11 protein-coding genes are annotated in these 14488 nt (G+C 60.8%); 8 read left to right on the top strand and 3 right to left on the bottom strand.

What is annotated here, in order from left to right; genetic code table 11:
- Positions 1-234: 234 nt before the first annotated feature.
- Positions 235-1464 (bottom strand): adenylate/guanylate cyclase domain-containing protein, encoded by a 1230-nt coding sequence (locus CLV84_RS07170; protein ID WP_104419034.1) that lies wholly within the window; start codon positions 1462-1464, stop codon positions 235-237.
- 176 nt (positions 1465-1640) lie between these two features.
- On the opposite strand from CLV84_RS07170, the gene CLV84_RS21805 reads away from it, so the two are divergent.
- Entirely contained in the window at positions 1641-1799 is a 159-nt protein-coding gene (locus tag CLV84_RS21805) for a hypothetical protein (protein WP_170067604.1), read from the top strand.
- A 106-nt stretch (positions 1800-1905) separates the two neighbouring features.
- Positions 1906-2931 carry an amidohydrolase family protein gene (locus tag CLV84_RS07165; protein WP_104419033.1) on the top strand — a complete coding sequence of 342 codons (1026 nt, stop codon included), beginning with the start codon at positions 1906-1908 and terminating at the stop codon, positions 2929-2931.
- A gap of 374 nt (positions 2932-3305) precedes the next feature.
- On the opposite strand, the gene CLV84_RS07160 is transcribed toward CLV84_RS07165, so the two are convergent.
- Positions 3306-3980: a hypothetical protein gene (locus CLV84_RS07160; protein ID WP_104419032.1), complete on the bottom strand. Its 675-nt coding sequence runs from the start codon at positions 3978-3980 to the stop codon at positions 3306-3308.
- A gap of 263 nt (positions 3981-4243) precedes the next feature.
- Between CLV84_RS07160 and CLV84_RS07155 the strand changes: the two genes are divergently transcribed.
- The 6 genes from CLV84_RS07155 (at position 4244) to CLV84_RS07130 (ending at position 12199) form a co-directional block, all read left to right on the top strand.
- Positions 4244-5272 (top strand): hypothetical protein, encoded by a 1029-nt coding sequence (locus CLV84_RS07155; protein ID WP_104419031.1) that lies wholly within the window; start codon positions 4244-4246, stop codon positions 5270-5272.
- Positions 5273-5391: 119 nt separating this feature from the next.
- The gene (locus CLV84_RS07150; protein WP_104419030.1) at positions 5392-6774 is read left to right on the top strand and encodes a glycoside hydrolase family 88/105 protein; all 1383 of its coding nucleotides are present in this window, start codon (positions 5392-5394) and stop codon (positions 6772-6774) included.
- Between the two features lie 52 nt (positions 6775-6826).
- A complete protein-coding gene (locus CLV84_RS07145) occupies positions 6827-8137 on the top strand; it encodes a TolB-like translocation protein (protein ID WP_104419029.1) in 1311 nt (436 codons plus the stop codon).
- 319 nt (positions 8138-8456) lie between these two features.
- The gene (locus CLV84_RS07140) at positions 8457-9650 is read left to right on the top strand and encodes an amidohydrolase family protein (RefSeq protein WP_170067603.1); all 1194 of its coding nucleotides are present in this window, start codon (positions 8457-8459) and stop codon (positions 9648-9650) included.
- A gap of 72 nt (positions 9651-9722) precedes the next feature.
- Positions 9723-10622, top strand: a complete 900-nt coding sequence (locus tag CLV84_RS07135) for an alpha/beta hydrolase (RefSeq protein WP_211295190.1) — start codon at positions 9723-9725, stop codon at positions 10620-10622.
- A 2-nt stretch (positions 10623-10624) separates the two neighbouring features.
- Positions 10625-12199 (top strand): carboxylesterase/lipase family protein, encoded by a 1575-nt coding sequence (locus CLV84_RS07130; RefSeq protein WP_104419026.1) that lies wholly within the window; start codon positions 10625-10627, stop codon positions 12197-12199.
- A 31-nt stretch (positions 12200-12230) separates the two neighbouring features.
- On the opposite strand, the gene CLV84_RS07125 is transcribed toward CLV84_RS07130, so the two are convergent.
- Positions 12231-14486 carry a xanthine dehydrogenase family protein molybdopterin-binding subunit gene (locus CLV84_RS07125; protein WP_104419532.1) on the bottom strand — a complete coding sequence of 752 codons (2256 nt, stop codon included), beginning with the start codon at positions 14484-14486 and terminating at the stop codon, positions 12231-12233.
- Positions 14487-14488 lie beyond the last annotated feature (2 nt).

The raw sequence follows: 14488 nt of genomic DNA, 5'->3' as shown, positions 1-14488 counted from the left end.
CCCAACATAGCGCCATCGTCAATCCGGCAGTGAGGCCTCTGGGTGTCCCTGAAAGGTTTATAAGCTAATTTGAAGCTGGTGATGGTCCGGGTGCTGGTTGGTGGTAGCCGGCCTGCGGTGGCGCATCCGTCGTGTCAAATAGAGGTACAACACACCTCCACAGGTCACCTCCTTGCGCATACGGCGTGCGAGCAAATTGGAAGCATGAACGGTATACACTTGGTAGGCTGCAGTTTATTTCACAAAGTACATGTCCATTTCCCCTTTTCCCTTGGCATGAATTTTCCCTCTGTACTCGCAGTCGACGTGGTTTTTGACAAGTTGATAGGTTTGCCCTGAAATATTTATTTCGCCGGCTTTCCCTGATGATTCCATCCTGCTTGCCGTATTAATCGTATCGCCAAAGAGGTCATATCTGAATTTCTTCTTTCCCACTACTCCAGCCACGATAGGTCCGGAATGCATCCCAACTCGCATCTTCCACTGGATTTCATGTTTCGAATTTCTTTCCTCGAGGTAGCGGATCATCTCCTGTGCGGCGGTAATGCAATTAATAGCATTTTCTTCAGCTGTTCCTTTCCCAAGGCCACATGCAGCCAAATAGGCATCCCCAATTGTTTCAATCTTTTCAACCCCTGCCTCGTCAATGATTTCATCGAAGCGTCCGAAAATGTCATTAAGTTCATTGACCAAAGCGATCTCCGAAATGCTTGCTACGATCTCCGTAAAGCCTTCGAAGTCAGTAAACAGAATCGTCGCATGCTCGTGCCTCTGGGGAATTGTTCTACCGGTTTCCTTTAGATCGATCGCTACGTTTACTGGTAGAATGTTATGTAGCAGATGGTCGGTTTTTTTCTGTTCAACCAGTAAAGATTCCTCCGATCTGTCCACCAGCACCGACATACTCCAACTAAGTGCGAGGCAAATGCATCCGGTTATGCTGATATTAACTACTTGTGATAAATAGGGATCCATTTTATCATAATGAGCATGAATATTTGACTGAAAGACTACGGCAACAATCAACGTCAAGCATGCCAATACACTAAAACCATGAGCTAGTTTCCTTGCCTTTCGGGGAAAGGTCATGTAGGGAAAGATAATTATTAAGAAACAAATGAACGCAACACCAGACGAATATCCCAATAAATAAAAAAATAAGAGAATTGATATATACGATGTAATAGCGAGCCATGCGGCGGCCAGAATCCGCCAACCATAAATATTAAACATCAACACGATTAGAAACATCAACCCCAATAATGCATTGCTCCCGTAAATTATGGGAGAATCCGTGAGGCTAAATGAAATCAGCATCCACACTATATTATATATCGCCCCTAAAATAGATGCTATATTCGTTACGCGTAGATACCTGATTTCAATGATGGAAAGGTTTTCATTCATGCCAACATCAACCATTCTTTGAAAGAACCGGGAACCGAATTTATTATCAATCGACATTTTCGCCCTCCTTTTATTTTAGATTAATGATTGCATTTTAATTGGCTCTGACGTGACTAGCTACGGTAATTTAGGTAAATATGTAATGCGTATATTTGATGAAGTTAGGACAAAATAAAAACTCAGCAGGAAATGATTAATCGCCGAACACAGCGTGTAGCGTCAACCGTGGCTATGTGGTCGCTTTCCTGCCCGGTCCTTCAGACCCCGGTTTCGGCTTTCCTAACTGGACCGCCCTGCATGACTTCCTATTCATCCTCTTTTCCATGGCCGTTGGGAGCCAGTTCCTCTTTCTGGGCAACGCCGTGTTTGCCCTCATCTGGCGGTACCGGTGAGCGGCACCCCTTGCACCATACGGAAGGGAAATCGGGGCTACCCAATACGGAAATACCGATCTTCCTTTTGCGACATTAAGTCTTTTCTAATCTCACCGAGTAGTTGATGAAAGTCATACTGACCGTACTATTGGGTTCCCTGCTGGTCGGCTGTTCGGCCACACGGGAGGCAGCGGCCGCAGCCGACGCAACGAGTCCGTACCGGGGCCCCATTATCGACATGCACGTCCATGCGGATGCCCCGGGCGACCTGCCCCCCGGACGCGCCGGGATCTGCCTTCCGCTTTCCACCATCATTCCCTACCACGATCCCCGCGAGGATTTCGCGGAAGCCTGGTTCGGGGCGATGGCCTCCCCCGCCTGCGACGACCCGATCTGGTCTCCCGAGTCCTACGAGGCGTACCTCACCCGCTTTGGATCGCAGTTCGCGAAGCACAACGTCACCGCGGTGGCCAGCGGCTTCCCCGAAACCCACGAAACGTGGATGTCCCGCTTTAGCGACCGGATCATCCCGAGCCTGTCGTTTCGGCTTGGGCGCGACAGCCTGAGTCCCGACAGCATGAAAACCCTGTTGCGCGAACACGACATCCAGCTCATCGGGGAAATTGCCAACCAGTACGCCGGCATAGCCCCCAACGACCCGCGGATGTATCCCTACTACGCCTTGGCCGAGGAACTGGACGTGGCCGTGGCGATTCACCTGGGCAGCGGATCGCCCGGCGTCAACTATCTATTCGACCTGGATTACTCCCCGAGCCATTCCAATCCCATGTTGCTGGAGGACGTACTGAAGCGGTTTCCAAAGCTCCGGATTTCCGTCATGCACTACGGCGAGCCCTTCATCGACGAATTGATCACCATGCTGTACCACTATCCCCAGCTGTACGTCGACCTCGGGGGAATTCAGTGGTGCTACCCCCGGGAATACTTCTACGAATACCACCTGAAAAAATTAGTAGCGGCGGGCTTCGGGAAGCGGATCATGTTCGGTTCGGACGCTTTTCTCTGGCCCGAACTGATCGAAGCATCTATCGCGATCGTTAACGAAGCCGACATCCTGACGGCCGAGCAAAAGGCGGACATATTCTATAACAACGCGGCCCGGTTTTTACGCCTGGATGAAAACCGCTAAGCGTACGATGCAGCACGGGGAGATGAACCTCGATCGACCTTCGGCAGTAGCTGGATCGGCTCGCAAAAAGCCGTTCTCCTGCGCTCCGCCGCAATACGTACCCGATCGGGCGCTGTTTCCTCCTGTTGTTTTCTTTCCCTTCACTGCCGCGGTACCGGCCCGGGGCCTGTCCTTTGAACGAATGAATCTGCGCGGGGATATCGAGGGCGCGTTGGGGTAGCCGTCCCGGGCAACCGTATATTCCTACAGAAGCCCTTCCCCCAAGCGCCCCCTACCGTTACTATTCGCCCTGCTGTCCGCCACGCAGGCGGTTTCCGGACCGCATCGTATCCGGGGAAGCCATTATCCGGGCGGACGCCGCCGGGTTTCCCGATTTATAGCAGGCTGTCCTCGTGCCGGAAATATCCCACTCCCAATAAAATCGGCACCAAATGACAGACCAGGGCAAACACCGTAAAGGATAGCCACCCCCCAATAAGCAATCCCAGCGTGGCTACCAGCAGACCTAACACGATCAGTGCCTGGCGGCGGGAAACGACGCCCCGCGTACGAAATGCCTCCTGAAAATACACCACGAAGACACTTAAGCTGCACACCATCCCCAGCTGGAACAGATACACGGCAATACCCCGGACGGCCTCGAAAAGGTAGGGCTGCTCCCCGAGCACGGAGAAGGCGCCGGGGTAGCTACCCAGACTGACGGAAAAGGACAATACCATGCATAGGTTTCCGAGAAAGTAGACCGCCCATATCAGGCTTTCGGGGAGGCGGCGGCTGCGTGGGCGTAGTTTGAATAGCAGTAAGGCGGCAACCAGGAGACAAACGTTCCCGAACAGCGCCGAACCCCAGATGGATTGCATCCGCCCCCAATGTTCCGACAGGAAGGTGCCCGCTTCGAAATTGTTCCGCACTAAATCCGCGGTAAGGGACGCCCACCCCGCCCCCACTTCCTGCAGGATGCACACCATGATGACCAAGGCACCCAGGGCGAGCAGGACACCGCCGAATCGTGCTTCTCGCGTCGTGGTACGGTCTGGGGCGGTTTTCACGGGAAATTGATTGGTGAGTGACTAGCACGGAATGATCGGGTATCCCCTAATACCCCCGGAATTTAAGGTGTTACAACGTATTCCGAAAAGTTGTCCCCACTACGCTTCGAAAGCATGGAGCAGGTCTGCCGGAGTCGTTGGTACGCAAAGCAGCCGTGATTAAATCAACAGTAGGGCAACTCACCAGTGGTCGAGGACCACTAGCCAAATAAACCGGCGGATTCTCCCTACCTTTTATTCACTAAAAGCTCTCCTTACTTCGGATGAATTTGCTTTGCCAACGGCTCCTTTTTATTACGGTACTGCCGTTCCTTTCACCCATCGTCTGGGGGCAGACGGCCCAAAGCGAACCGCGTCCCGCCGTGAAGTATAATCCCGGTCATTACGTGGCGGTAGCGCCGGGGTTCCCTCTGGCTGATATTAGCGGCTTATCCGAACCGGCCCTGCGGGGCGTCAACAAGCGGTATTTATGGCGGATACTCGAACCGGAAAAGGACGCGTACGACCTGTCTGCGATCGCAGCGGACTTGGAATACTGTTCGCGCAACGGCAAGCAGCTGGTTGTCTACCTGATCGATAAAGCGTTTTGGATCAAAGGCGCCATGCCGGCTTACCTGCAAGCGCTGGAAGTACAGAGCGCGGCGGGTAGCTTCGACCCCGTGCGGTGGCACCCGGAGTACGTGGCGCGATTCCTGGCGCTCGGAAAAGCCATCGGCGAACGCTTTGGTACCCACCCCAATTTCGAGGGGGTCGCTATCCAGGAAACGTCGCTGGATATGAGCGAGGAAGACTTCCTGAAATACGATTATACCCCGGACAAATACCGGGACGCGCTACTGGAAATCCTGCGGGGGCTGCAGCAGTCCGTACCGCAAAGCCGCGTCTTCTGGTACCAGAACGGGCTGCACCGGAACGACGGCCACCTGCGGCAGATCGCCGATTCCATCTCCGGGTCACGGATCGCAATGGGCGGTCCGGATATTCTCCCCCACCGCACCTGGCTCCGGAACACGTATAAAATTTACGGGGAGTATAAAGATGCGCTGCTGCTGTTCGGCTCGGCCCAGGACGACTCCTACAAGCACCATAAGCAGGATACCCGCGGGGGGATCGACGCCCCCGTACATCCGGAAGGCTACCTGAGCATGGAAGAAATTTTTCTTTACGCCCGGGACTCCATGTACGTGAACTACCTTTTCTGGAACCAGTACTACGAGGGACAACCGGGGGAACGGACGTTCGACGACGCGCTTGAAGTCATACGGAAGTATCCCTCCCTTACCGATCGGTAACCAATGGCGGCAAACCGGCTCCGTAGCGGGTTTAGCGGGCCGACACACCCGGATACCCCCCTGCCCCCGGAGCCATATATTGGTCCGAAATACCGTTCCGACCCTTTATCGTCCCGATCATGCGCAACCAGCTAACCCTGTTCCTACTGGCCTTCCTGGCCTGCACCCCGCCCGCCCGGGCCCAGCAGACCGACGCCAACACCCCCCTCCACCTCTCCCGGCCCGACTACCGAATCCCCTACGGTATTCCCACCGTCGGGGAGATCGGCACCGTGCTGGATCGCGTCTACACCTACCTGGAGGAAGCTTCCCCCGCCGCGGTGGTCGATACCGAAAGCGGTAAGATCATCACGAATCCGGCGGAGCTGGACGGGTCGCGGAACATTGCTTTCCAGCAGGCCGACTTCCGCCTGGTAAGCTACGAGTGGGGCGTGACCTACGCAGGCATGCTCTCCGCCGCGGCCAGTACCGGCGAGGAAAAGTACGCCGACTACGTCACCGACCGCATGGCGCTGCTCGCCGAACTCCACCCCGTCGTGACGAAGCTGGAGCAAAGCACGCCCGACTTCCGGCACCCGATGGCCTCCGTCCTGCACCCGCACGCGCTGGACGACGCCGGGGCCATCTGCGCGGCCATGATCAAGGCCAAGCGCGCCGGCTTCCCGGGCGACCTGGATCCCATGATCGAAAACTTCCTCGACTACATCAGCAACGACCAGCTCCGCCTCCCCGACGGCACCCTGGCCCGTAACCGCCCCATGACGAACTCGCTCTGGCTCGACGATCTCTTCATGAGCGTACCCGCCCTCGCGCAGGGGGGCGAATACACCGGCAATACCGCCTACTTCGACGACGCCGTCAAGCAGGTGCTGCAGTTCTCGGAGCGGATGTTCAACGAAGAAAAGGGCCTCTACCTGCACGCCTACATCGAAGGCACGCCCGCCCACCCGCAGTACCACTGGGGCCGCGCCAACGGCTGGGCCATCATGACCATGGTCGAACTCCTGGACGTACTCCCCGAAGACCACGCCGGCCGGGAGGACGTCCTCGTCTACCTCCGCCAGCACATCCGGGGCCTGGCGTCCTACCAGTCTTCCGAAGGCCTCTGGCACCAGCTCCTCGACCGCAACGACTCCTACCTCGAAACCTCCGCCACGGCCATCTTCACCTACGCCATCGCCCGCTCCATCAATAAAGGCTACGTCGATGCCCGCTCTTACGGTCCGGTGGTCACCCTGGCCTGGAACGCCCTGGCCACCAAGGTCAACGACCGCGGCCAGGTGGAAGGCACCTGCGTCGGTACCGGCATGGGCTTCGACCCGGCCTTTTACTACTACCGCCCGGTGAACGTGTACGCGGCCCACGGCTACGGCCCCGTCCTGCTGGCCGGCGCGGAGATGATCACCCTGCTCGAGAATTCCTTCGCCCGCATGAACGACAGCGCCGTCCAGTTCTACGACCACGAGATCCCCGGCGACGCGCCCATCTTCGAGGAGCATTAAGGCGACCGGCCCTGCCCGCTATACTTATTCCCTGACTACCTATCCGCTAAAAATGGTCGATCCAAAACACCTACTCCTCTTTATCCTCCTCCTGGGTACCGCGCAAGCCACCGCCCAGATCGGCCAGCGCTTCCCCTCCGAGCGGGAGGTCGTCAAAGACCCGGTCACCGGCCACGAGCTCATCTTCCTCACCGGCAACGGGGGCGGCGATTCCAAGATCTACCCCACCCATAACCAGTGGACCTCCGACGGGAAATGGCTAATCTTCCGCTCCGACCGCGTTGCGGGCGAAGCGATGGCCGTTAACGAGCAAACGGGCAACATGGTCCAGGTAACCGAAGGCGGCTACGCCGGCATGCTGACGGTCGCGCGCCAGTCCATGCAGCTCTATGTGATGCGCGCCGGAGCGCAGGAGAATACGGACGGCACCATGGAAGTGGTGGCCGTGGATCTCGACCGCCTCTTCACCGACAGCGAAGCCGGCGATCTCCAGGATGCCGAGACCTACCAGCGGGTGATCGGCGTCATCCCCGAATCCTGGGGGGCCCACAGCGACATGGCCCTCGACGCCGACGAGAAGGTGATCTACTTCCGTACCGGTAGCGAACACGCCGCGGGGTACCTGCCGGAGGGAACCGTGCTCGAGGAAGACTTCGGCCCCCGGGGCATGGGCGCGGGACCCGGTGGCATCGGGCAGCTGGACATCGCTTCCGGGGAACTGAGCCACGTGGTTTCGGTGCCCTTCCAGGTCGGACACGTCCAGACCAACCCCTGGGTACCCGGCCAGATCGTCTTCTCCTGGGAAACGGGCGGCAAGTCCCCCCAGCGCACCTGGATCGTCAACGCCGACGGCTCGGGCCTGGCGCCCCTCTACCCCGAAGCCGACTACGAATGGGTCACCCACGAAGCGGTGATTGGCCCCGACGAGGTCGCCTTCGCCATCATGGGCCACCGGGAAATCGGCGGTGGTGCGGCAGACGGGCCGGGACAGGAGACGGAATGGGGCCCCAGCGGTACCCGCGCCAAGCCGAGCGGCCTGGGCATCCTGACCATCAGCACCGGGGAAATGCGCATCGCCGGGCAGACGGAGGAGGGCAGCGGCCTCTGGCACGTCCACGGCTCGCCGGACGGCCGCTTCGCCGTGGGCGACGATTTTTCCCGCAGCCTCTACCTCATCGACCGGGCTACGCGCGAGATGATGCTCCTCTCCACGGGCCACTTGACCACCGCGGCGGATCACCCCCACCCTACTTTCAGCCCGGACGGTACGAAGATCGAGATTCAGTCCGCCATGCGGTCCGATGACGGCCGGCGAATGAGTATCTGCGTCATTCCGGTGCCGGCGGAGTGGTTGAGCCGGTAAATCATCAGTCGTCCGCCCGGCGCCAGCTGGTCTGCCAATGAGTCGGCTTGGGAAAGTTTCGAGGATCGCTGCCGCCGCAACGTGAGGATATGGTGGCTGGCGTTCGTCGGGTTCCCGAATGTTAAAGCGGGTTGTCGTGTTTTTCTCCTGCGCCCCGGCGCAAAAGGTCCGCGCGTTGGCTCCTATGGGTACGACACGAACGGGCCAACCACACGGCGGTGCCTTCCGCGTTAAGCGATGCCTGATCTGTGGGTGGTTGTGGCAGGGAATACGTATTTTAGAGAGCCTTCTCGGTTTGCTTACCTACACTCGTTTACACATGCGTCTTCCCTGGTACCCGGGCCCCTGCGCCGCGTTATCCCTCTGCCTGTTGTTGTTCTGGGGCTGCACGGACCCGCCCCGCTACGAGCTCGTGCTGCAAAACGTGCATCTCTTCGACGGTCACGAAGATCGCGGGACGGTGAGCATCGGCATCAACGCCGATACCATCGCGGTCATTTCAGAAACAGTATTGACGGGCGACTCCATCGTCGACGCGGCGGGTAAATTCGTTATGCCCGGCCTGGTGAACGCCCACGTCCACGTGTCGCGCCCCGAGCAGCTACGGGAAGGCTACCAGCTGGGGATCCTGTACCTGCTCAATATGCACACCGGGATGGAAGAAAGGGAAGCGGATTGGAAACGCAATTCCCGGGATGCGGCGGGCAGTTCGGTGCTCTACGGATCGGGACACGCGGCTACGGTACCGGGCGGCCATCCTACGCCCTTCAGTCCGGATATGGAGACGATCAACGACTCCGTTTCCGTAGGTACCTGGATCGACCATCGAATTACGGCGGGGGCGGATTACATCAAGATCATCCACACCGAACGGGGGTGGATGGGCGATCCCCCCGGGCCCTCGCTGTCGTACCCGCAAATCGGGGAGATCATCGAGGCCGCCCACGCCCGCGGTTACAAAGCCGTCGTACACGCTACCTCCGTGGAGGAAATGATGGAGATCGCGCCCTACCGTCCGGATGGCTTTGTCCATATGCCGGACTTCCGGGATAACTACCCCGTCCCGGAAAATTACTACGCCACCCTGCGGGAAAGCGGGGCCTTTGTCGTCACCACCGGCGGCATCGCCCTGAAACCGCTGGACGGTGCCCCACCCTTCGTGGCCGAATGGGTCACCGAAAACCTGCTGGACGCGGACCAGCGGGCGGAGATCATTCGCGGCTATTACGACAACGGGATTCCCATCGTAGCCGGCACCGACGCCCAGGAAGGGCAGATGAACTTCGGGGACGACTACTTCCTTGAACTGGAGCTGTACCGCATGGCGGGGCTACCGAATGAAACCATTCTGCGGGCCGCCACCGGCAATGCCGCGGAAGCCTTCGGCCTGCCGGTCGGCGAGCTAAAGGAGGGCGGCCCGGCTACTTTCCTGGTCCTGTCCGGCAACCCCCTCGAGGAAATCGACCACCTCCGAAGCGTGGAGCGGATCTGGAAGAACGGCCGCATCGATTGATTCGGACGTTCCGTCGAGCGGAGCGGGGGGATGGTCCGCGGCCAGGTCATTCGGACAAGAGATTTCGCTAGATTGCGTACCCATTCTTTCATCAGTATTCCGGTCATGCATCGCATCGTGTTTACCGCCCTCCTTCTCCTCTTCTGGAGTACCGGGGAGGCCCAGATCGTAGCCAATAAACTTGTCGACGAAGGGGGCAGCGGCCCCTACGCCGCCGTGGCGGTCACGGAAGAAACCCTGCCCGATTTCGTGGTTTACCGGCCCCAGGACCTGGACCAGGCCGTGGAAGCGGAAGGCAAACTGCCGGTCGTCATCTGGGCCAACGGCGGGTGCATGAACAGCTCCATTCACCACGAGCGCTTGCTCTCCGAGGTAGCCTCCCACGGCTACGTCATCGTGGCCATCGGGGAATTGCAAATGAAGGTGGAAGACCGTACCCACGAGCATACGCCGGACGACGAATTGCTGCGGGGCCTGGACTGGATCGCGGAACGGGCCGAAACGGAACGCAGCGACTACTTCCAGCAGGTAGACCTGGATAAGGTTGCCGTAGCGGGCATGTCTTGCGGCGGAGCGCAGGTGATGCGCATTTCCGGCGAACCGCGGGCAACCACTTACCTGATGTTCAATTCCGGAATGGGAGATATGACGATGGCCGGGGCCAGCAACGCCTCGCTAACCGCGCTGCACGGCCCGATTTTGTACGTCCTGGGTGGCGAGACCGACGTGGCCTACCAGAATGCCCTGATTGACTACGACCGCATCGACCACGTACCCGTAGCCTTCGCCAACCACGCGACCGCCGGCCACGGCGGCACCTTCGCCGAGCCCAACGGCGGATCCTTCGCCCGCATGGCCCTCGACTGGCTGGACTGGCAGCTTAAGGGTAGCGACACTTCGGCGACCTTCCTGGGGGGCGACCTGGACGAATACCCCGACTGGACCGTCAAATCCAAACACTTTACCAAATAGCCATGTCGATCCGTATCCAATATTTGCTCCTTCCCTTGTTCGTTACGTTCACTTTCAGCCACTCGGCCAACGCACAATCCGACACCCCCCGGGTGCGCGTCGAACAGGGTATGCTGCGGGGCACCAGGGAGGGCGACCTGGCCGTCTTCAAGGGCATCCCCTTCGCGGCGCCGCCGATAGGCGACCTGCGGTGGAAAGCCCCCCGGCCGGCACTGTCGTGGGAGGGCACTCTGGAAGCCACCGAATTCGCCGCTTCCCCCTACCAGCCGGGCAATCCGGGTTCGGGAAAGAGCGAGGATTGCCTCTACCTCAACGTCTGGACCCCAAACCTGAACCCCGCGGTGAAACTCCCCGTGCTGGTGTGGATCTACGGCGGCGGTTTCAGCTTCGGCTCCACCTCCGGATCGGGTACCGATGGCAGTAACCTGGCCCGGAAGGACGTCGTGGTGGTGAGCGTCGCCTACCGCGTGGGCCAGTTGGGCTTCCTGGCCCATCCGGCGCTGAGTGCGGAGAACCCCGACGGCGTATCGGGCAACTACGGCCTGCTGGACCAGATCGCGGGCCTGCAGTGGATCCAGGACAACATCGCGGCCTTCGGCGGCGACCCCGACCGGGTGACCATCTTCGGAGAATCGGCCGGGGGCATCAGCGTCAGTATGCTCTGCGCCTCCCCGCTGGCGAAGGGGCTTTTCCACGGCGCGATTTCCCAGAGCGGCGGCTCCTTCGGTCCTACCCGCGCCACCACCTATCCCGGCGAGAACATGAAAACGCTGGCCCAGGCCGAGGCGGACGGCGAACGCTACGCCGCCTCGACGGGTGCGGCCTCGCTGGCGGAGCTGCGGGCCCTGCCCCCCGACAGCCTTCCCCTCGGGATGGGATTGGGGAGCGCCTGGCCCATCGTGGACGGCCACGTCATTCCGGACAACCAGTACAAACTGTATCAGAAAGGCGACTACAACGACGTCCCGGTCCTGATCGGCTACAACTCCGACGAAGGACTGAGCTTTACCCGGGAAAGCAGCCCGGAAGAATTCCGGACGAACGTGCGGCAACGCTACGGCAAGTTTGCCGATCGCCTGCTCGCCGCCTATCCGGTGGCGGAGAACACTATCCCCAAGACCGCCCGGGACCTCAACCGCGACGCCGCCTTCGGCTGGCACACCTGGGCGTGGGCCGAGCTGCAGTCGGAAACCGGGGAAGGTGACGTATACCTCTACTACTTCGATCAGCATCCGGACTACCCGGAAGACTCGCCACGGTACGGCCACGGCTCCCCCCACGGGCAGGAGGTGATCTACGCCTTCGGGACCCTCGGCACTGACAAGCCGGATGCCACCGCGGCGGATCGCGCCGTCTCCGAAGCCATGGTCACCTACTGGACGAACTTCGCTAAATCCGGCGACCCCAACGGGGCGGGGGTGCCGCGCTGGCCGCCGTACGCCGCTTCGGACCCGGAGGTGCTGTACCTGACGGAGGAGCCGCATACCGGGCCGGTGCCGAGTGCGGAGTCGCTGCGGGTACTGGATGGGTATTTCCGGTGGCGGATTTTGGAGGGCGGGGAGCCGGGGATGGAATGAGCCGCCCCCGGGGAGGGCCTCCCACATACCCCTACCCCACCACCTTCGCCGCCGTGATCGGCAGGTCCCGCACCCGGGTCCCGGTGGCACGAAAGACCGCATTGGCGATCGCGGCGGCGGTCGGCCCCTGCGCGGCCTCACCGGCCCCCAGCGGGGGCGCACCCGGCCGGTCAAGGATAGAGACGGACACCTCCGGCACCTCCGGGAAGCGCAGGATGGGGTAGGTTTCCCAGTCCAGGCTGACGATGCCGTTCGTATTCCATTTCACTTCCTCCAGGGTGGTCCAGCTGGCTGACTGGATCATGCCGCCCTCGGTCTGGTTCCGGAGGCCGTCGGGGTTGATCGTCTGACCGGCATCGATGGCGCCGACTAGCCGTAGGACACGCAAAGATTCAGTTTCCGCATCGTAGGCGACTTCGGCCGCCACCGCGAAGTAGGCGGCCTCATTTTTGTAGCGGGCGAAGGCAAAGCCCCAGCCCCGGCCGTCTTCCGCATCGTACACCGGCCATTCAACCTGCTGACGGACCTCCTCGATCACCGCCCGGGCACGCTCGTCATCCAAGTGCTTGAGCCGGAAGGCGACCGGGTCCTCCCCCGCCCGGTCGGCCAGTTCGTCCAGGAAGGACTCGATCGCGAAAATGTTGCCGTAGGCCCCCAAACTGCGGAGGGCGGAAACCCGCAGCGGCCCCTCGATGCGGTGGGCTTCGATGTGCAGGTTTGGGATCCGGTACAACGGTTGGCTGTTGCGGTAGCCACCGCCGAGGTAGCCTTCGGTGGGGGCTTCGGGGCCACCCTCGAGGTATTGCGCGGTGAGTAATTCCGCCGCGTCGCCGCCGGGACGGTGGCTGTGCACGTCGGTCCAAAGGTTGGTCACCCAAGATACGATACGGTTGTCGCCGTCCAGGGCAGCCCGCAGTTGGAGCCGCATGGCCGAGCCGTAGGGTTCCCAACCGTGCTCGTCTTCTCGCATCCACTGCACCCGCACCGGCCGATCGGGCTCCGCGAGGGCCAGGCGGGCGGCATCGGCGGCCACGTCGTCCGCTCCGTTGTGGCCATAGCATCCCGAGCCGCGTACGCCAATCACCCGGATATTGTCCGCGGATAGATCGAGCATGGCCGCCAGGGAATCCCGCAACGGATAAACCCCCTGGGAGTGGGTCCAGACGGTCAGTTGCCCGTCCCGGTATTCGGCCAGCGCGCACGACGGCCCAATGGAGCCGTGCATCTGATAGGGCCGGGTGTAAAGCGCTTCCAGCCGGGCGGTGGCGCTTTCCCAGTCGCTGTGCGCATTCGGCGCGGAGGTGACCACTTCGCTGTTCGTGACCCGGCCGGGCATGTCGTTGAAGAGGTTGGCCGGGTCGGGGAGGGATTGATCGACCTCCCAGTTACTTTGGCGTCGCAACATCTGCCAGGCCCGGATGGCGGCGTATTCGTCCGTAGCCACCACCGCCAGGAAATTGCCGTCGCGTACAATCTGCCGGACGCCCGGGAGGGCTTCCACCCCGTCGGCCGGAAAAGATTGGAGGGTGGCCCGGTATACGGGCGGTCGGACCACCCGCGCGTGCACCATTCCGGGCGGACGCATGTCCTGCACGTAACCGTCCCGGTCGTCGACCGGCCGGCCGGTGACCATACCCAGGATCTCCGGGCGGGGCTCCGGTTGCCCGACGATCCGGTAGTCATAGGGATCTTTCCGCGGGGCATCGCGGAAGACCTGGGCAGTGAGTTGCTTACCGGCTACCAGTTCGCCGTAGGTGCGTTCGCCGCGTGCCGTGGCGCCGATCACCCCATCGGTGACGGTCAGGTCTACTACCGCGGCACCGAGTTCGTCGGCCGCGCGTTCGAGCAGTTGCTGTCTGGCCGTGGCCGCCGCCCTCCGGATGGCCGTACCGCTGCCCTCGATGGAGGCGCTGCCGGCGGTGTAGCGTTCGTTGGGAGTGTGGCCGGTATCGGCCATAATGATCTTCACCTTATCGAGTGGCAGATCCAGTTCCTCGGCGGCGATTTGCCGCAGGGCGACGAGGATGCCCTGCCCGATGGCAATCTTGCCGGTCAGCACCGTCACCGTAGTATCCTCGTGTACCCGGAGCCAGGCATCTATTCGGTCGGTATCCGGCGGACAGGCGGTGGCCTGTTTCGGTGTACCGTCGGAACCGGTGGCGCCCGCCTCACCCGAACAGCTCTCCAGACCAAGCAGGCTGAAACCGATGGCCAGGTAGCCCGACTGGCGCAGGAAATCCCGCCGATCGGGAGCGGAAGGAGAAGTATCGCGGGTCGGGGTGGGCATGG

It is taken from the genome of Neolewinella xylanilytica, from assembly GCF_002934605.1.
Lineage (GTDB): Bacteria > Bacteroidota > Bacteroidia > Chitinophagales > Saprospiraceae > Neolewinella > Neolewinella xylanilytica.
This window is presented reverse-complemented; position numbering and strand designations above follow the sequence as displayed.

Coding starts and splice junctions, on each gene's coding strand:
- CLV84_RS07170 (WP_104419034.1), bottom strand. CDS start 1,464: ATGTCGATTGATAATAAATTCGGTTCCCGGTTCTTTCAAAGAATGGTT.
- CLV84_RS07165 (WP_104419033.1), top strand. CDS start 1,906: ATGAAAGTCATACTGACCGTACTATTGGGTTCCCTGCTGGTCGGCTGT.
- CLV84_RS07155 (WP_104419031.1), top strand. CDS start 4,244: ATGAATTTGCTTTGCCAACGGCTCCTTTTTATTACGGTACTGCCGTTC.
- CLV84_RS07150 (WP_104419030.1), top strand. CDS start 5,392: ATGCGCAACCAGCTAACCCTGTTCCTACTGGCCTTCCTGGCCTGCACC.
- CLV84_RS07145 (WP_104419029.1), top strand. CDS start 6,827: ATGGTCGATCCAAAACACCTACTCCTCTTTATCCTCCTCCTGGGTACC.
- CLV84_RS07140 (WP_170067603.1), top strand. CDS start 8,457: ATGCGTCTTCCCTGGTACCCGGGCCCCTGCGCCGCGTTATCCCTCTGC.
- CLV84_RS07130 (WP_104419026.1), top strand. CDS start 10,625: ATGTCGATCCGTATCCAATATTTGCTCCTTCCCTTGTTCGTTACGTTC.
- CLV84_RS07125 (WP_104419532.1), bottom strand. CDS start 14,486: ATGCCCACCCCGACCCGCGATACTTCTCCTTCCGCTCCCGATCGGCGG.